General features: G+C 56.5%; 17 protein-coding genes. 7 read left to right on the top strand and 10 right to left on the bottom strand.

The features are described from left to right. Positions 1-20: 20 nt before the first annotated feature. Positions 21-965 carry a YihY/virulence factor BrkB family protein gene (locus QMX84_RS13320; protein ID WP_048367914.1) on the top strand — a complete coding sequence of 315 codons (945 nt, stop codon included), beginning with the start codon at positions 21-23 and terminating at the stop codon, positions 963-965. 2 nt (positions 966-967) lie between these two features. Further along, positions 968-1,507 (top strand): peptide deformylase, encoded by a 540-nt coding sequence (gene def / locus QMX84_RS13315; protein ID WP_123749782.1) that lies wholly within the window; start codon positions 968-970, stop codon positions 1,505-1,507. Here def and QMX84_RS13310 read toward each other — a convergent pair. Next, entirely contained in the window at positions 1,461-1,913 is a 453-nt protein-coding gene (locus QMX84_RS13310) for a GNAT family N-acetyltransferase (RefSeq protein WP_048385613.1), read from the bottom strand. The two genes, def and QMX84_RS13310, sit on opposite strands and share 47 nt — an antisense overlap. Before the next feature lie 391 nt (positions 1,914-2,304). Here QMX84_RS13310 and QMX84_RS26490 point away from each other — a divergent pair, with 391 nt between their 5' ends. Then, entirely contained in the window at positions 2,305-3,624 is a 1,320-nt protein-coding gene (locus tag QMX84_RS26490) for a PAS domain-containing methyl-accepting chemotaxis protein (RefSeq protein WP_048367911.1), read from the top strand. 137 nt (positions 3,625-3,761) lie between these two features. Here the strand turns inward: QMX84_RS26490 and QMX84_RS13295 are convergent, their stop codons facing one another. Both QMX84_RS13295 and QMX84_RS13290 read right to left on the bottom strand, forming a co-directional pair. Further along, positions 3,762-4,241: a hypothetical protein gene (locus tag QMX84_RS13295; RefSeq protein ID WP_282363992.1), complete on the bottom strand. Its 480-nt coding sequence runs from the start codon at positions 4,239-4,241 to the stop codon at positions 3,762-3,764. 143 nt (positions 4,242-4,384) lie between these two features. Next, complete coding sequence (locus QMX84_RS13290) at positions 4,385-5,416, bottom strand: LacI family DNA-binding transcriptional regulator (RefSeq protein ID WP_153433131.1); 1,032 nt, start codon at positions 5,414-5,416, stop codon at positions 4,385-4,387. A gap of 228 nt (positions 5,417-5,644) precedes the next feature. On the opposite strand from QMX84_RS13290, the gene QMX84_RS13285 reads away from it, so the two are divergent. Continuing rightward, positions 5,645-6,178 (top strand): gluconokinase, encoded by a 534-nt coding sequence (locus tag QMX84_RS13285; protein WP_262125024.1) that lies wholly within the window; start codon positions 5,645-5,647, stop codon positions 6,176-6,178. A gap of 85 nt (positions 6,179-6,263) precedes the next feature. Beyond that, positions 6,264-7,616, top strand: a complete 1,353-nt coding sequence (locus tag QMX84_RS13280; RefSeq protein ID WP_123749784.1) for a GntP family permease — start codon at positions 6,264-6,266, stop codon at positions 7,614-7,616. Between the two features lie 117 nt (positions 7,617-7,733). Here QMX84_RS13280 and alaC read toward each other — a convergent pair whose 3' ends face one another. The 4 genes from alaC to QMX84_RS13260 all read right to left on the bottom strand — a co-directional run bounded on the left by alaC (position 7,734) and on the right by QMX84_RS13260 (position 11,273). Next, the gene (alaC, locus tag QMX84_RS13275) at positions 7,734-8,942 is read right to left on the bottom strand and encodes an alanine transaminase (protein ID WP_153336831.1); all 1,209 of its coding nucleotides are present in this window, start codon (positions 8,940-8,942) and stop codon (positions 7,734-7,736) included. A gap of 202 nt (positions 8,943-9,144) precedes the next feature. Then, a complete protein-coding gene (locus QMX84_RS13270) occupies positions 9,145-9,642 on the bottom strand; it encodes a GNAT family N-acetyltransferase (protein ID WP_282363991.1) in 498 nt (165 codons plus the stop codon). Between the two features lies 1 nt (position 9,643). Beyond that, positions 9,644-10,837 carry a GAF domain-containing sensor histidine kinase gene (locus QMX84_RS13265; RefSeq protein WP_282363990.1) on the bottom strand — a complete coding sequence of 398 codons (1,194 nt, stop codon included), beginning with the start codon at positions 10,835-10,837 and terminating at the stop codon, positions 9,644-9,646. A 130-nt stretch (positions 10,838-10,967) separates the two neighbouring features. Then, a complete protein-coding gene (locus QMX84_RS13260) occupies positions 10,968-11,273 on the bottom strand; it encodes a PepSY domain-containing protein (protein ID WP_048385414.1) in 306 nt (101 codons plus the stop codon). Positions 11,274-11,459: 186 nt separating this feature from the next. Between QMX84_RS13260 and QMX84_RS13255 the strand changes: the two genes are divergently transcribed. Next, positions 11,460-11,783 carry a DUF2025 family protein gene (locus QMX84_RS13255; RefSeq protein ID WP_262124819.1) on the top strand — a complete coding sequence of 108 codons (324 nt, stop codon included), beginning with the start codon at positions 11,460-11,462 and terminating at the stop codon, positions 11,781-11,783. Here the strand turns inward: QMX84_RS13255 and QMX84_RS13250 are convergent. Beyond that, positions 11,780-12,853 carry a diguanylate cyclase gene (locus QMX84_RS13250; RefSeq protein ID WP_282363989.1) on the bottom strand — a complete coding sequence of 358 codons (1,074 nt, stop codon included), beginning with the start codon at positions 12,851-12,853 and terminating at the stop codon, positions 11,780-11,782. The genes QMX84_RS13255 and QMX84_RS13250 overlap by 4 nt on opposite strands. A gap of 229 nt (positions 12,854-13,082) precedes the next feature. Between QMX84_RS13250 and QMX84_RS13245 the strand changes: the two genes are divergently transcribed. Beyond that, positions 13,083-14,135 (top strand): MBL fold metallo-hydrolase, encoded by a 1,053-nt coding sequence (locus tag QMX84_RS13245; protein ID WP_262124821.1) that lies wholly within the window; start codon positions 13,083-13,085, stop codon positions 14,133-14,135. A gap of 12 nt (positions 14,136-14,147) precedes the next feature. Here QMX84_RS13245 and QMX84_RS13240 read toward each other — a convergent pair whose 3' ends face one another. Together QMX84_RS13240 and QMX84_RS13235 are read right to left on the bottom strand one after the other, a co-directional pair. Beyond that, positions 14,148-14,465: a helix-turn-helix transcriptional regulator gene (locus QMX84_RS13240; protein ID WP_048367892.1), complete on the bottom strand. Its 318-nt coding sequence runs from the start codon at positions 14,463-14,465 to the stop codon at positions 14,148-14,150. A gap of 343 nt (positions 14,466-14,808) precedes the next feature. Continuing rightward, positions 14,809-16,059 (bottom strand): ribonucleotide-diphosphate reductase subunit beta, encoded by a 1,251-nt coding sequence (locus QMX84_RS13235; protein ID WP_048367891.1) that lies wholly within the window; start codon positions 16,057-16,059, stop codon positions 14,809-14,811. Positions 16,060-16,069 lie beyond the last annotated feature (10 nt).

The following is a 16,069-nucleotide window of genomic DNA, read 5'->3' as shown; positions in this document are numbered from 1 at the left end:
AAGCGGCGAAAGGAGACGCTATGATTTTTCCGGTCTTGAATGGCCTGCCGTTAGGCAAAGTGTTGGTGCGTACGGTCAAAGAGTTTATCGACGATGAAATGTCGACCTACGCTTCGGCATTGGCCTATCAAATGCTCTTCTCGCTGTTCCCGTTCATCCTGTTTCTGATCGCACTGATCGGCTTTTTGCATTTGCCCGACTTTTTCAGCTGGCTGCGTTTGCAGTCCGAGCTGGTCCTGCCGCCACAAGCGCTGGAGCAGGTGAACCCGGTGATTGACCAGTTGGAGCAATCGAAGGGTGGCTTGCTGTCTTTCGGTATTGTCGTCGCGCTGTGGACTGCTTCGGCGGGTGTGCGCTTGATGATGAGTGCCATGAACGCCGCCTACGACGTGGTGGAAGGGCGGCCGATCTGGAAGCGTTTTCCGCTGTCGATTTTTTACACCATCGGCATTGCCGGAATGCTCCTGGCTGCTGCCGCGTTGATGGTGCTGGGGCCGCAAGTGATGGGCTGGCTGGCAGGGCAGGTGGGGCTTGAGGAGTTTGTGGTCACGCTGTGGACCATCCTGCGCTGGCCAGTGATTATCTTGCTGATGATGGTGGCCGTGGCGGTCATTTACTACGTGATGCCAGACGTTGAGCAGAAGTTTCGTTTTATTACGCCAGGCTCGGTGTTGGCCGTGGTGGTGTGGATCGCAGCGTCGTTGGGTTTTGCGTTTTATGTGAAAACCTTCGCCGATTACAACGCGATGTATGGCAGCATCGGGGCGATCATTGTGCTGTTGCTGTATTTCTATATTTCGTCAGCCGTATTGTTGTTGGGGGCTGAAATGAACGCTGTTATCGAGCACATGTCAGCTGAAGGCAAAGATCCGGGTGAGAAAACCTTCGAAGAGTCCGACGACACACCGCATGTGTCCGGGCTTGGGCGCGACCACTCCCTTAAATCCACTTCAGATGAAGCCTGATTATGATTCGTGAAATTTTGAAAATGGGTGATGAGCGCCTGCTGCGAGTTGCCAAGCCAGTGCCTCCCGAGATGTTTGACACGCCAGAGCTGTGGCAACTGATCGACGACATGCTGCAGACCATGGAGCACGCCGGGGGCGTTGGTCTGGCGGCTCCGCAAATTGGCGTTGATTTGCAACTGGTGATCTTTGGCTTCGAACACAGTGAGCGTTACCCGGACGCCGAACCCGTGCCGCAAACCATCCTGATCAACCCGCTGATCACGCCATTGAGCCCTGCGGTTGAAGAAGACTGGGAAGGTTGCCTGTCCGTGCCAGGGCTGCGCGGTGTGGTCGAGCGCTTCGAGAAGATCCGCTACGAAGGTTTTGACCCTAAAGGTGAACCGGTGGTACGCGTTGCTGAAGGTTTCCATGCGCGCGTGGTGCAGCACGAATGTGATCACCTGATCGGTCGTCTGTACCCGTCACGCATCAAGGACTTCAGCAAGTTCGGCTTTATTGAGGTGTTGTTCCCGGAGCTGGCGCCGGGCACGCAAGAGTAGGCTCAAGGCCCATCGCTATCATCGCTTTATTGCGTTGATAGCGAACCAGCCGCTCATGCAGCACATAGGGCAAGTCGACTTCCACGCTAAACCCCAGCCCTTCATAAAAGCCTTGCAACTCGGGGTCGCAGAACAGCCATACCGGCCCCTCGCAGGCTGCCACAGACGCCTTCACCAATGCTCCGGCAACCCCTTGCCCTCGTAGCGCGGGCGCAACAAATAACCCGGTCAGCCAGTAGCCATGTGCCATTGAGCGAAGGCACAACCCGCCAATGATGTCTTGTTGGCGTGCGACCCACAGTTGTGCGTCTTTACTGGCTTTCATCGACGACTGATGCGCGCGGTAAAACTTATTCATTAATGGCCACAATGGCGCTTCGAGCGGGGCGTAAACAATGGCGGTCATGTCGTCCACGGGCGTTGATAATAAGCGCGCAGTATATACACAGCGCTGAATCATTTAAGTCTCTCGATCTGTATTCGTTTGAGTGTTTATTGGCGATGAGAAAGTGCACTTTCCGGGCTTTTTTGAATATTCACGTTTAACCATAAGTTAGCCAGCTAACCGAATAGAGGAGCTGCGCGCAGCCCGTACTGTGCGTTTCGTCGCCCCTTGCTGGCAATTGGCTTGCACCCTGTTTAGGCCTGTCTATGCTTGGGATCATAGGGGCCCGAATATGAAGTGGTTTTTCCCCTGATTGGTTGTAATGCAAACAGCAAGCGTTACATGGGCTGAGGTTTTGTTGTGCCTTGAAAATTACACATCATCACAAGAAAGCACCATCAGGGGTTGAGTCATGTTTAATTCGCGTCGCAAAGCCGACCTGCTCGAGAATCAGCGCTTAAGTTGTTCTTTGGAGGACATGAAGGCCAAGGCATTGGCCGTCAGTCGTTCAATGGCCATCATCGAGTTCACCCCTGAAGGGATCATTCTTGAGGCCAATGACAATTTTTGCCGGGCGATGGGTTATACCGTCGACGAGATTCGCGGCAAGCATCACCGGATTTTTTGCGAAGACGCTTACCAGCGCGGCATTGAATACGCGCAATTCTGGAAGAGCCTGGCCAGTGGTGCGCCGTTAAGCGGGACGTTTACCCGGCTCGACAAAGCAGGGCGTGAAATCTGGCTAGAGGCCAGCTACATGCCGATCACCGACGCCAGCGGGCAGGTGCTCAGTGTGATGAAAGTGGCGGCCGACATCACCGACCGGGTCAATAAAGAGCACGAAAACCAGAGCATCGTGAATGCCTTGAGCCGCTCCATGGCCATGATCGAGTTTTCACCTGATGGCCGGGTCATCAATGCCAATCAGAACTTTCTCAACACTGTGCATTATTCGTTGCAAGAGATCGTAGGCCAGCACCACAGCATGTTTTGCCGTCGCAGCGAAGCCGAGTCCGCCGAATACAAAGCCTTTTGGGAGTCGCTTAATCGCGGCGAATACCATTCCAGACGTTTCGAACGGGTCGATAAATATGGCCACACGGTTTTTCTGGAGGCTTCCTACAACCCGATTTTCGATGCCAAAGGCCGCCTGTATAAAGTGGTGAAGTTTGCCAGCGACATCACTGCACAAGTCAGCAACCTGCAAACCGCCGCTGAATCGGCCCACGCGACCTCAGTGCAAAACGACGCGTGCGCGCAGAAAGGTTCGCAAGTGGTTCAGCAAACGGTGCAAACCATCGAGGCCATTTCCAAGGACCTCAACGAGGCCGCGAGCAGTATCGATGCGGTGAGCAAGCAGTCGGAAATCATCGGCAAAATCGTTCAGACCATTCGCGGCATTGCCGATCAAACCAACCTGTTGGCGCTCAATGCGGCCATTGAAGCGGCCAGGGCCGGTGAGCATGGCCGTGGCTTTGCGGTGGTGGCTGACGAGGTCAGGAGCCTGGCGGCGCGCACCAGTGCGGCAACCATTGAAATTGTCGAGGTGGTGCGTAAAAACCATGACCTGTCGTTGAGCGCGGTAAACAGCATGCAATCGAGCTTGAGCCGCACCGGGCTGGGGGTTTCACTGGCCAATGAGGCGGGGGAGGCGATTCTGGAGATCCAGCAGGGCTCCCGGCATGTGGTCGACGCCATCAGCCAGTTCAATTCGACGTTGCAGATCAGTTAAGGCGCGTGCCCGTGGGAACGGGCTTGCTCGTGATTGAATCGGCGTGGTTTAACGGTAAGACCGCGCCGATAGCATCGCGAGCAAGCCCGCTCCCACGATGCCCTTCTGTTACCGGGCTTATGATTCGAGGTGTGCGGTCACACCAGGTCGGTTGAGCGTTTCTCAGCAACCTGCTGCTGGGCGGCAGCTTGTTTGATCGCTTCTTTTTGCTGCATGAGCGCGGTGATCTGGTCGGTAATTGCCTGCTGCTTCTCTGGTGGCATGGCTTTCACATCGTCCTCTGTCAGGCCCATTTCCTTGAGCAATTGCTCGCGAATCCGTTGCGCCGGTGACTTGCTCATGTAGTCCTTGAACTCGTCGGTCGCCGAGGTCTTGGCCGCCGTGCCGGTGCTTGAAGCGCTGGCCTGCAGCATGACCCGGGTTTTGGCGAAAGCCGCGTTAACGTTATCCGCTTGCGCATTGCCGGCCACGGATGCCGGGGTTGCCTGGAGGTTGGTCAGTGGCTGAGCATTTTGCTGGGCCGCGCTGTACAACGCGCTGGCGGCAGCGTTCGCCGGGTCGAGGTCGGTGCGCTGGGTCTTTTGAATTGCAGACGTATGCTGCGTGCTGATCAACATGAATGTGCCCCTCTAAAAGGTGATGACTATTAGCAGGGCAATAACCGTGCCCAGTCGCAATTACCCATTTTTAAAGGGCCGCAGGCTGGGCGAGGGTGGAGGGGGCAGCGCGAGCGGACAATTCTTGCCGCTCGGCGGCGAACTCAGGTGCTTTCGCGCAGCATCAACTCAAAGCCCATGTCTTGCACCGGCTGTTGCACCTTGTTGCCCGCCATCAAGGTGAGCATCTGCTCGGCGGCGCGACGGCCAATGGCTTCTCGTGGCGTACGAATGCTGCTCAGGCGCGGCACCATGAACTCGGAAGAAGGCAGGTCGTTGAAGCCCAGAATGGAAATTTGCTCCGGGATTTTAATCCCGATGCGGGCGGCTTCCAGCAAGGCGCCGTGGGCAAGGTCGTCGTTACCAAAAAAGATCGCGTCCACGTGAGGGTGAGTGGCCAGCAGCTGTAAGAACAGCTCGCCACCCAGGCCCACGGAAGAGGGGCGTGGTGTCAGCACTTCCAGGTCCGGGTTGTACAGCCCGGCCTCCTGCAAGGCGCGGCGATAACCTTCGCCGCGCAAGAGCGTGCGCTGGTCGAGTTGCGCGCCGATGTAGGCAAGGTGTCGACGCCCGCGAGAGATCAAATGCTGGGCCGCTGTTTCACCGGCTTTTAACTGCGAGAATCCAACGCAATTAAGGCCAGCACCGGCATCCAGTTCCATCATGTACACACAAGGTGTATTGCTCGCTTCAAGCATGCGCCGCGAGCTTTCAGTGCGGTCAAAACCGGTCAGCAACAGGCCGCGCGGCTGGTACGCCATGTAGTTGCGCAGCAGGTTTTCTTCTTCCTCGCGGGAGTAGTGATAGTTACCGATCAGCACTTCAAAACCTTTGGGGCGCAAGACCTCGTGGATGGCTTCGAGGGTGTCGATAAACAGCAAGTTTGATAACGAGGGCACCAGCACCACTACCGAGTGGCTTTGCGCCGAGGCCAGTGCCCGAGCGGCAGGGTTGACCACGTAGTTCAGTTCGTCGGCAGCCTGGCGTACTTTTTCGGCCAGCTCTGTGGCCACGCTGCTGATACCGCGCAAGGCGCGGGAGGCGGTAATCGGGCTGACACCCGCCAGTCGGGCGACTTCATTAAGGGTCGGGCGGCCCGTGGTACGGGGGTTTTTATCGTTTTTAGAGGAGGTCATCAGGGCGGCTTGCCAAACAAAAAACAAGTCACTAAGGTAGCGCTGTCCTTGTCTGTCGGCAATTGCCTAATTGTCTGTGGGATTATTCAAGATCTTTGTATGTCGAGAGCGTCACGGCGTCTCCCCATAAAAATGAGAAATAGACGTCGGTAGCCTGGTCTTTGTGCTTTGCTTTCAGCTAGTGAACGCTTTGACTCAGACAGCGCTGTCTACGGACTGAGGTGTTTCATGAACCAACCTATCACTGCCCTGGTCATCATGGGTGTTGCCGGCTGCGGCAAATCCAGTGTGAGCCAGGCGTTGTGCCATCTTAATGGCGCAACGCCGATTGAAGGCGATGCCTTTCACCCGGCTGCCAACATTGAAAAAATGAGCGCCGGCATTCCCCTGACCGATGAAGACCGTTCTGGCTGGCTGGACAGCTTGTGCGATGAACTGCGCACGGCGATTGCCCGTGGCCAGCGCCCGGTGTTGACCTGTTCGGCGCTTAAACTGCGTTACCGCGAGCGTTTGCGTGCCGCCGTCGATGGCCTGGGGTTCGTGTTTCTGGAACTGACGCCGCAAGTGGCCGCTGACCGTGTAGCGCACCGCCCGGGGCACTTTATGCCCAAGACGCTCATTGACAGCCAGTTTGCGGCTCTCGAAGCGCCGAGCAAGGAACCCTTGGTGCTGACGCTGAACGCGGCAGCCCTGAACATTGACCAGTTGGCGCTCGCTTCTCATGAGTGGTGGCGTGAACATTCTTTACTGGCAACGTCATGATTTTGTTTCAAAAAGACAGCGCTGTCTGTTTGACCCCAGGCTGTTCATTCATCGTTGATAACAAAAACAAAGCAGGAGACGTCCCATGCTAGGCATGTCCCAACACACCTTTCTGCTGCTTGATGCAGTGGTGACGATCATCGGGCTGATCGTGCTGATCACCCGGTTCAAAATACATCCCTTTATTGCCCTTATTATCGCGTCGGCCTTTTTGGGCCTGACCACCGGTATGCCGACCGACCAGATCCTCAAGTCGTTCCAGGAAGGTTTTGGTGGCGTACTGGGTTTTGTCGGGATCATTTTGGCGTTGGGCACGATGCTCGGCAAAATGATGGCTGACTCGGGCGGTGCCGATCAGATTGCCCGCACCCTGATCCGTGCCTTCGGCAAGGAGCGGGTGCAGTGGGCGATGATGTTTGCCGCGTTCCTGGTCGGCATTCCGCTGTTTTTCGAGATCGGTTTTGTCTTGCTGATTCCGCTGGTCTTTATCGTGGCGCGGCGTACCGGCGTGTCGCTGATCAAGATTGGTATTCCGCTGCTGGCCGGTTTGTCGGCGGTGCACGGTCTGGTTCCGCCGCACCCTGGACCGTTGCTGGCGATTGGCGTGTTCGGGGCGGATATCGGTAAAACCATCCTGTACGGTCTGATCGTGGCGTTGCCTACAGCGATCATTGCCGGTCCGATTTACGGCACGTTCATCTCCAAATACATCCCGGGCAACCCGTCTCAGGAACTCGTCGATCAACTGGCCAGCGAGCCTGAGTCCAGCAGCCTGCCGAGCTTTGGCATCACCCTGGCCACGGTATTGTTGCCGGTGTTCCTGATGTTGCTGAAGACGTTTGCCGACGTGGCATTGCCCACGGGCAACTTCTTCCGCGGTTGGATGGACATGATTGGCCACCCGATCAGTGCGCTGTTGCTGGCGTTGCTGTTGTCGCTCTACACCTTCGGTGCGCGGCAGGGGATCGACTCCAAGCGCGTGCTCAAACTGCTCGATGCGAGCCTGGCGCCGACGGCTGCGATTGTGTTCATCATTGGCGCGGGCGGCGGCTTCAAGCAGATGCTGGTGGCCAGCGGCGTGGGTGACGTGATCGGCCATATGGCGGTGCACGCGAACATCTCGCCGATTTTGCTGGCGTGGCTGGTGGCGGCGGTGATTCGTATCGCGACCGGTTCGGCAACCGTGGCGACCATTACCGGGGCGGGGATTGTGTTGCCGGTGGTGGATTTGATTCCGGGCGTGAACCGCGAACTGTTGGTGCTGGCAACGGGCGCAGGCTCGTTGATCCTGTCGCACGTCAACGATGCGGGTTTCTGGCTGGTCAAGCAGTACTTCAACATGACCGTGGTTGAAACCTTCAAGACCTGGACCGCGATGGAAACCATCCTTTCGGTTGTCGGCCTGATCTTCATCATGCTGTTGTCGTTGGTGGTTTAAACGTTGTGAAACCTTGTAGCCGCTGCCGAAGGCTGCGATGGGTTGCGTAGCAACCCTCAAAAGCAGAAGGTCCTTCGGCCCTTAGCGCAGCCTGCGGCAGCGACTACAGGTATATGTTTAGCTGGCGCTCAAACCGTCCGCGCGGAACATCGCGCGGATACCGCGCAAGGCCTGACGGATACGGTCCTGGTTTTCAATCAGGGCAAAGCGAACATGGTCGTCACCATACTCACCAAAGCCTACACCCGGTGAGACACACACCTTGGCATCGGCCAGCAGTTTCTTGGCAAATTCCAGCGAGCCCATTTTGGCGTAAGCCTTGGGGATCTTGGCCCAGACGTACATCGAGGCTTTCGGGTTTTCGACCATCCAGCCCAACTCGTGCAACCCTTTGACCAACACGTTACGGCGCTGGCGGTATTGCTCGGCAATGTCTTTGACGCACTGCTGGTCGCCTTCAAGTGCGGCAATGGCCGCCACTTGCAGCGGGGTGAAGGTGCCGTAGTCGTGGTAGCTCTTGATCCGCGCCAGCGCGTTGACCAGTTCCGGGTTGCCGACCATAAAGCCGATTCGCCAGCCCGCCATGTTGTAGCTTTTGGACAGGGTAAAGAACTCGACGGCGACGTCTTTGGCGCCCGGAACCTGCATGATCGAAGGCGCTTTCCAGCCGTCATAGACGATGTCGGCGTAGGCCAGGTCGTGAACCACCAGCACGTCATATTGCTTGGCCAGGGCCACCACGCGCTCAAAAAAATCCAGTTCGACGCACTGCGCCGTCGGGTTCGATGGAAAGCCCAGGATCATCATTTTGGGTTTAGGGATCGAACCGCGAATGGCTTTTTCCAGCTCTGCAAAAAAGTCCACGCCCGGAATCAAAGGCACCGAGCGCACCTGTGCACCAGCGATCACGGCACCGTAGATGTGAATCGGGTAGCTGGGGTTCGGCACCAGCACGGTGTCGCCCTGGTCGAGGGTGGCGAGCATCAAGTGCGCCAGGCCTTCTTTAGAACCGATGGTGACGATGGCTTCGCTTTCCGGGTCGATCTCCACGTTGTAGCGATCGGCGTACCAGCGAGAAATAGCCCTGCGCAGTCGTGGGATGCCACGCGAAGTCGAGTAGCCGTGAGTGTCCTCACGCTGTGCGACGGTGCAGAGTTTTTCAACGATATGGGGCGGCGTCGGGCCGTCAGGGTTGCCCATGCTGAAGTCGATGATGTCTTCGCCACGACGTCGGGCGGCCATCTTCAGCTCAGCAGTGATGTTGAACACGTAAGGGGGGAGTCGATCTATGCGCGCAAAGCGGCGCGGCGAACCTTGGTCTGCCATGTATGCCTCTGATACGTAAGCGCCCGGAACCGTCCGAGCGACGTTGACCACTGCGGTGGTCTGCGGAAAGACAATAAACGGCGTAATGGCCTTTTGTCTAGATATCTGGCGGGAGAATTTTCTGAAAAAGAAGGTTTATTTAGGTGTTTTTCCTATTACCCACTCCGCGTTTTGCCAAAGGCTCGTTTTAACGGGGGGGCGGTCAAGCCGCAGGCTTTGCCTGCAAGGGCGTGAGAGGCAACACCAAACGCCGCTCACCCCGATAGGCTTCGCCGCGCTCAGACCAGCCCTGGCTTAAGTAAAAAGCCAGGGCTGACGTATTGTCGGGGCTCACCGACAACATCAACTGATTGACGTCGGGCCAGTAATGCTGAATGTCCTGCACGAGCAAGCGCAAACAGATTTTGCCCAGACCTTGGCCTTGCAGTTGCCTGTGCACCTGCAAGGCGTGCAGCGTGGCGCTGCCGGCGTCAGCCCAGTGCGCCAACAGCGGATGCCGCTTGAGCAGCATAAAGGCCACAGGTCGTTCATCGATTAACAGGGCAAAGCCTCTGATCCCCGGATGGCATTGCGCGGGCAATGAGTACAAGGCGCACGCGATGTCACCACTGAACGGTAACTGTTCTGGCAGCACCTCAATGGCGAGCAGTTGCTCGCGCTGCTCAGCGTTTAGGTCTTCGTAGGGGCAGAGGCGGGTCATGCTAGGCCTCAGGGGGCAGGGAAAGCGGCATGGTAAAGGTGAACGTGGTGCCGTGCAGTTCGTCCGACATCACACTCAAGCGGCCATTGTGAGACAGGGCAATCTGGCTGGCAATGTACAAACCCAGGCCAAGACCGGCTTGCGGCGTGTTGCTGGCAGGGCGCGAGTAAGGCTGAAATAAATGCTGCAGCGCTTCAACTGGGATCGGCTGGCCCTGGTTGGTCACGCTTAGCGCAAACATTGCGTTTTGCGTCGTCCCGGTGATGTGCACCGGCCCTGTGGCAGAACCATGGGCGATGGCGTTTGCAAGCAGATTGGAAAGCAACTGAGCCAGGCGGCTGCTGTCACATTCAATGCTTTCTAGCGAGCCGATTGTCGAGTCGATCTGCCGCTCAGGGTAAATATGGCGGACTTCCGAGATCACATGTTCGAGCACTTGCGTGAGGTCCGGGCACGGGCTCAGTAGCACCGGGATCCCGCTGCCGAGCCTTCCACGGGCGAAATCCAGGACATCTTCGACCAACTGCGAGGCGCGCAGGCCACAGGTCTTGATGTGTTGCACGAGATCATGGGTTTGAGGGTTCGGGTACTTGCAGAGCAAGCGATCAGCCGCAGTCGTCATGGCAAACAAAGGGTTGCGCAGGTCATGGCCGAGCACTGCAATAAACTGCTCGCGCAACTCTGCGTGCTCACGGGCCAAAGCCAGCTCTGATTGCGCCTGTTCCAGGTTTTCTTCGGCTTCAATCTGCAGCGAGAGCAGGCGCGAAAAAGACTCCAGTGTGGCCTGGATGGAGGTGTTTTTAAGGGTCGCGGGTTCAGGATCCAAGGCGCACAGCGAGCCAAAGAAGCGGCCGTCAGTGCGATACACCGGTATCGTGAAGTAGCTCTCGAACCGGTAGATTTTGGGCGTTGGGTGGTCGTGGTAGAGCGGGTCTTCGCTGGCTTTGTCGATGAGAATGGGTAACTGCGAGTTCATGCTTTCAAAGCACAGCGTCGTGACCAGATCCAGTTCACCACCGGGTTTCAAGCCAAACCCCAAGTTGTCGAGCACGGCGCAGGCTGTCCAGCTATTAGGCGTCACCCGGGCAACGGCAGCAAAGCGCATGCCGGTCATTTCAGTAATGACTTGAAGGATTGCCGGGACTGCGCTGATCCGGTTAATCGTGGCGATATCCGCAGCGGCACTTGGCCTCATAGAAGAGAATCTCGGCTTGAATGTTATAAAAAGATGATTCTAGCCAGTCTGGGAATAACGGTACAAATTTGTATAAATATTGTATGCATTTGCTCGCCTGACCTCTGCAGGAGCGGTGGGGTAGTCGAGATCAGGTGTCTTGTTTGTCTTGCAGGACTTCGGCTGTTTTGGCGTCCATGTCTACATCCCACTTCACGCCTTTGGTGTCGCGCAATTCAACTTCATACACCAGCTTGCCGTAGGAGTGGTCCAGCTCGGTGTCGAGGATGGTCGCGCCGGGGTGCTTGTCCAGCGCCGCTTGGTTGAGCTTCTCAAAAGCGGCGATTTCGCCCGACTTGAGCAAGCCCGGAATATGGTCTGGGCGCACATCGGCTTGAGCCAGGCCGGCAGTCAGGGTGAGGGCGGTAGCAGCGAAGATGACGTTAAGTGCTTTCATGGTTAATTCCTCTGGGGTGATCTGTTTAGGTGGGATCAGAGTAACCATGGCAACTTAACTCACCCTTAATTTTGCCCTTTGCCTGAAACCAAAGGTGTGACGTACCCTTGGGGTCATTAGCGTCCCCGCCAGAGGGATGAGCGTTCACCTTGTGTGTAAACCATCGTTTCCAGAGAGAGGTTTACCATGCGCATCACTTCGCAACTCATCTGCCAGGCCGCCGACGAGCTTCACGGTTTTGTCGGATTCAATCGCAAGACGCAGCAGTACATCGTGCGTTTTAGTGAGGACTCGTTCGGGATGGATGTTGCCGACGACGCCATCACCCCCACCAGCGAGTTTGTCTGGCAAGACGCCGGGGCCGACACCATGACCCTCAAGCGCGAGTTAATTCAGTTGTTGCTGGATCAAAATATCGACGATCGCCTGAACATCACAGAACCCTTGCGGGTGTACATGCGGCGCGAAGATGTACCGGAAATTTCAGCGGTGCGTCGCTGCCTCAGCTAAGGCTCACCCGGTACGGTGTTTGCCAGCAGGTCGCCAGAACCGATACTGATTTTATTGCGTCCCGTGTTCTTGGCGATGTACAGCGCCTTGTCGGCTTCGTTGAGCCACATCGAGGCGTCGGTGAAGGCCGCCTGGCACGAGGCCAGCCCGATGCTCAGGCTAAAGCGCAGTTCGGGTGCATCGGGGTAGCGAAAGTCGCAACAGCGGTAGCGCAGACGCTCCATGATTTCTTGCGTCTGCGCCAGAGAGCGATTGGGCAAAATCACGCAAAACTCATCGCCGCCGTAACGTCCGGCCAAGTCTTCTGCGCGCAGGTTTTCCTTGAGCGCAATGCTGAACTGGCGCAGTACGCTGTCGCCGACAATATGCCCGTAGGTGTCATTGATACGCTTGAAGTGGTCGATATCAATCAGCGCCAGCGTGGCGTCCGCGTGTGTGTGCTTGCAGGTATGGAAGCTGAGTTGCAGCAGGTCTTTCCAGGAACCGTGATTGAGCAGGCCGGTCAGGCTGTCGGTACGGCTGAGGGCGCTGAAGGCGCGCTTGTGCGCGGCCAGGGTGGTGGCCATTCGATAGCTGATCATGCCCACGGTAAACGGGTAGAGGATCAGAATGGGCAGGCACGCATAGAGTTGTATCGATGTGGTCTCAGGGTTGAAGGCAATCCCGAACATCAGCCATGAGATGACAATGCCCACGCATTGCGCCACGAGCCCGCGGAGCAGCATTTTTGCACCGCCGACCGCCACGTTGTTCATGGTCATCATCGACACAATAATGATGGCCGGCAGAGGATTGAACTGCAGGGTGGCAGCCCAAAAGCCGCCCAACACAGAATCCATCAATATGTTGCTGCGTTCAGCACGATACGGGTATGGCGAGCGGGAAGAGCGCAAGTAGGCCAGTTGTGGCCAGGCAAAACCCGAGGCGAAGAACAATACCCAGACCCAGGTGGGCATGTTAAGTGGGTACAGAGCAGGCATCACGCACAGGCAACCAATCCCCAGGCCAAAGGTTCGCGGCACATAAATGCGCCGTGAAAATGACAAACCTTTACCTCTTTGAGTGTTCATAGGTATCTGCGCAAGGTGTTGAGGCACGGAATGCCACACCCGCTCGTTAAACACAGACGTGTCGGTTTAACGTGCAGGTAATGTCGATCATCGATGCTGGCATTCTGCCTGAGCTTTAAGGGGAATAACCTTAAAACTAGCGTCTCGATGTTAGAAAATGACGATTGACCTTCTGCGGTTCAAAAAACCAGCGTAATAATTGCACTTTGTCTTCTGGAGTCTTTGAAGCATGCCAATCGAGTCTTCTACAAAGGCTGAGCTTAAGCCTGCCGAGCAGCATCAAGGGAAGTTTCGAAATCAGGGTGTCAGGCCAGCCGCAAGCCTGGGCAAAACCTTGGGCATTTTTTGGAAGATGCTGTTTCAAAAGCCTTCAAATACTCGGCCCGCCGCAGCGATCCCGGTCACCCCATTGAGCCGCGAAGCGCTGGACAAAGCGCCTGACTTCAGTGTGTTCCGACTGGGGCACTCCACCTTGTTGCTCAAGCTCAAAGGCAAATTCTGGCTGACCGACCCGGTGTATGCCGAGCGCGCTTCGCCGTTTCAGTGGGCGGGGCCCAAACGTTTTCATGCGCCGCCGATCACCCTGGATGAACTGCCACCGTTGCAAGGCGTGATCTTGTCGCATAACCACTACGACCACCTTGACCAGAAAACCGTGCTGCAACTGGCGGGCAAGACCGAGCACTTTTTGGCCCCGCTAGGGGTGGGCGACCTGCTGATCAAGTGGGGCGTGCCTGCAAACAAAGTACAGCAACTGGATTGGTGGCAAGAAACACAGCGTGACGGCATTCGGTTTATTGCCACGCCGTGCCAGCATTTTTCGGGTCGAGGGTTGTTTGATCACAACGAAACCCTGTGGGTGTCGTGGGTCATGATTATTGATGACGTGCGGATTTTCTTTAGTGGTGACTCTGGCTACTTCGACGGTTTTAAAGTGATCGGTGAACAGTTTGGCCCCTTTGACCTGACCCTCATGGAAACGGGAGCCTACAACGTTGACTGGCCCGATGTGCACATGCAGCCTGAGCACAGCCTGCAAGCCCATATCGACTTGAAAGGCCGTTGGTTGCTGCCTATTCACAACGGCACTTTTGATTTGGCCTTTCATGCCTGGTACGAACCGTTTGAGCGCATTGTGGCGTTGGCAGCAGAACGTAATGTGCTTATCTCGACGCCTGCCATGGGTGAAGCCTTTAACCTGATGCAACCCCACAAAGGCCACGCCTGGTGGCTTGGCGTGCAAACCACCGACGAAGTGCCGGCCAAACAGGCCAGCCTCTGAGGTGCGGGCGGTTTACTCGATCAGGGCGAAGTCCTCCCGGCCCATAGGGTCTGGGGTGGTGCCGCGAAAGTTACTGGCCCAGCTTGGCGCAAAGCCCGGGAAAAACACCAGGCCTTCGGCTTCAAGGGAGTAAGCCAGGGCCAGGAGAGTGACATCGCGCACCCGTTCGGAGGCTTCAAACCGTTGAATGGCCGGCACCGAGACCTTTGACTTGTCGCTCAGTTGTTCAAGGCTCCAGCCGAGCAGTTCCCGGGCTTGCGCACAGTGCAGCGGGGTGAATTGGTTGATGATGATGCGTTCAAACGTGTTGCGCATGGCTGAGTTGGGCATGGGGAAATCTCCAGGGCTGAGTCAGTGCTTGAAAATATACTGTGTTTTTATACAGTTGTTTTCGAGATCGATCAAACTCATTTTTTGAATCAGTGCGCTCGCAGAGAACCCGTGATTCAAGCCCGTTTGCGCGGTAAGCAACGGTCGAAATCTTCGATATAAACAATGCTGTGCGGGCTTTTAATTTTTTACGACTGCTGCGCAGCCGGACGTAGCCTCGCAAGGCTCGTCAACTGCTACAGGGTTGGGGGGCAGAGTTTTTGTCGCGATCTTTAGATTTTGAAAAACAAAAAAGGCCACCTCGCGGCAGCCTCTTTTATCAGCAGTCAGTTCAAGCCCGGGATTAATCCCAGCTCAACGCGCCGCCAGTTTGGTACTCAATAACCCGCGTCTCGAAGAAGTTTTTCTCTTTCTTCAAGTCCATGATTTCGCTCATCCATGGGAATGGGTTGGTGGTGCCCGGGTATTCTTCTTTCAGGCCGATCTGCGACAGGCGGCGGTTAGCGATGAACTTGAGGTAGTCCTCCATCATGGCCGCGTTCATGCCCAGTACACCGCGTGGCATGGTGTCACGCGCGTATTCGATCTCGAGCTGAGTGCCCTGCAAGATCATCTGGGTCGCTTCTTCCTTCATTTCAGCGTCCCACAGGTGCGGGTTTTCGATTTTGATCTGGTTGATCACATCGATGCCGAAGTTCAGGTGCATGGATTCGTCACGCAATATGTACTGGAACTGCTCGGCAACGCCGGTCATCTTGTTGCGGCGACCCATCGACAGGATCTGGGTGAAGCCGCAGTAGAAGAAGATGCCTTCCAGAACGCAGTAGTAGGCGATCAGGTTGCGCAGCAGCTCTTTGTCGGTTTCAACGGTGCCGGTTTCGAACTTCGGATCGGAGATCGAACGGGTGTACTTCAGGCCCCAGGTTGCCTTTTTAGCGACCGACGGGATCTCGTGGTACATGTTGAAGATCTCGCCTTCATCCATGGCCAGCGATTCGATGCAGTACTGGTAGGCGTGGGTGTGGATCGCCTCTTCGAACGCCTGGCGCAGGATGTACTGGCGGCATTCCGGGTTGGTGATCAGGCGGTACACGGCCAGCACCAGGTTGTTGGCAACCAGGGAGTCAGCAGTAGAGAAGAAGCCCAGGTTGCGCATCACGATGCGACGCTCGTCGTCGGTCAGGCCTTCCGGGTTTTTCCAGAGGGCGATGTCGGCGGTCATGTTGACTTCTTGCGGCATCCAGTGGTTTGCGCAACCGTCCAGATACTTCTGCCAGGCCCAGTCGTACTTGAACGGTACGAGCTGGTTGAGGTCGGCACGGCAGTTGATCATCATTTTTTCGTCAACGGCAACGCGAGCGCTGGCGCCTTCGAGTTCTGCCAGGCCTTCAGCGATGTCGAGCTTGTCCAGGGCCGCTTTGGCGCGCTTGATCGCTGCCGAGTCGGTAGCGGTGACAGCACGGGCTTCCTGGGCAGCTACGCCGCCAGCGGCGTCGAGGCGGTCCATGTTGGCTTCGGTTGCATGGCCTGCGTTGGCGCCTTTAACAGCGACTTCGCCTTCGTCTTCTTTGTCGAATTCGTCCCAGCTCAGCATGACGTGTCGT

It is taken from the genome of Pseudomonas sp. PS01297 (assembly GCF_029959305.1).
Classification (GTDB): Bacteria; Pseudomonadota; Gammaproteobacteria; order Pseudomonadales; family Pseudomonadaceae; genus Aquipseudomonas; species Aquipseudomonas helleri.
Note: the sequence above shows the minus strand (reverse complement) of the source record. Positions and strands in the feature narration are given on the sequence as shown.

What these genes read in the sequence shown, in the direction of transcription:
- QMX84_RS13280 (WP_123749784.1), top strand. Translation starts at nt 6,264, where the DNA reads ATGCTAGGCATGTCCCAACACACCTTTCTGCTGCTTGATGCAGTGGTG.
- QMX84_RS13295 (WP_282363992.1), bottom strand. Translation starts at nt 4,241, where the DNA reads ATGTTGATCAGCACGCAGCATACGTCTGCAATTCAAAAGACCCAGCGC.
- QMX84_RS13255 (WP_262124819.1), top strand. Translation starts at nt 11,460, where the DNA reads ATGCGCATCACTTCGCAACTCATCTGCCAGGCCGCCGACGAGCTTCAC.
- QMX84_RS26490 (WP_048367911.1), top strand. Translation starts at nt 2,305, where the DNA reads ATGTTTAATTCGCGTCGCAAAGCCGACCTGCTCGAGAATCAGCGCTTA.
- QMX84_RS13270 (WP_282363991.1), bottom strand. Translation starts at nt 9,642, where the DNA reads ATGACCCGCCTCTGCCCCTACGAAGACCTAAACGCTGAGCAGCGCGAG.
- QMX84_RS13260 (WP_048385414.1), bottom strand. Translation starts at nt 11,273, where the DNA reads ATGAAAGCACTTAACGTCATCTTCGCTGCTACCGCCCTCACCCTGACT.
- QMX84_RS13320 (WP_048367914.1), top strand. Translation starts at nt 21, where the DNA reads ATGATTTTTCCGGTCTTGAATGGCCTGCCGTTAGGCAAAGTGTTGGTG.
- QMX84_RS13245 (WP_262124821.1), top strand. Translation starts at nt 13,083, where the DNA reads ATGCCAATCGAGTCTTCTACAAAGGCTGAGCTTAAGCCTGCCGAGCAG.
- QMX84_RS13290 (WP_153433131.1), bottom strand. Translation starts at nt 5,416, where the DNA reads ATGACCTCCTCTAAAAACGATAAAAACCCCCGTACCACGGGCCGCCCG.
- alaC (WP_153336831.1), bottom strand. Translation starts at nt 8,942, where the DNA reads ATGGCAGACCAAGGTTCGCCGCGCCGCTTTGCGCGCATAGATCGACTC.
- QMX84_RS13235 (WP_048367891.1), bottom strand. Translation starts at nt 16,059, where the DNA reads ATGCTGAGCTGGGACGAATTCGACAAAGAAGACGAAGGCGAAGTCGCT.
- QMX84_RS13240 (WP_048367892.1), bottom strand. Translation starts at nt 14,465, where the DNA reads ATGCCCAACTCAGCCATGCGCAACACGTTTGAACGCATCATCATCAAC.
- QMX84_RS13250 (WP_282363989.1), bottom strand. Translation starts at nt 12,853, where the DNA reads ATGAACACTCAAAGAGGTAAAGGTTTGTCATTTTCACGGCGCATTTAT.
- def (WP_123749782.1), top strand. Translation starts at nt 968, where the DNA reads ATGATTCGTGAAATTTTGAAAATGGGTGATGAGCGCCTGCTGCGAGTT.
- QMX84_RS13285 (WP_262125024.1), top strand. Translation starts at nt 5,645, where the DNA reads ATGAACCAACCTATCACTGCCCTGGTCATCATGGGTGTTGCCGGCTGC.
- QMX84_RS13265 (WP_282363990.1), bottom strand. Translation starts at nt 10,837, where the DNA reads ATGAGGCCAAGTGCCGCTGCGGATATCGCCACGATTAACCGGATCAGC.
- QMX84_RS13310 (WP_048385613.1), bottom strand. Translation starts at nt 1,913, where the DNA reads ATGACCGCCATTGTTTACGCCCCGCTCGAAGCGCCATTGTGGCCATTA.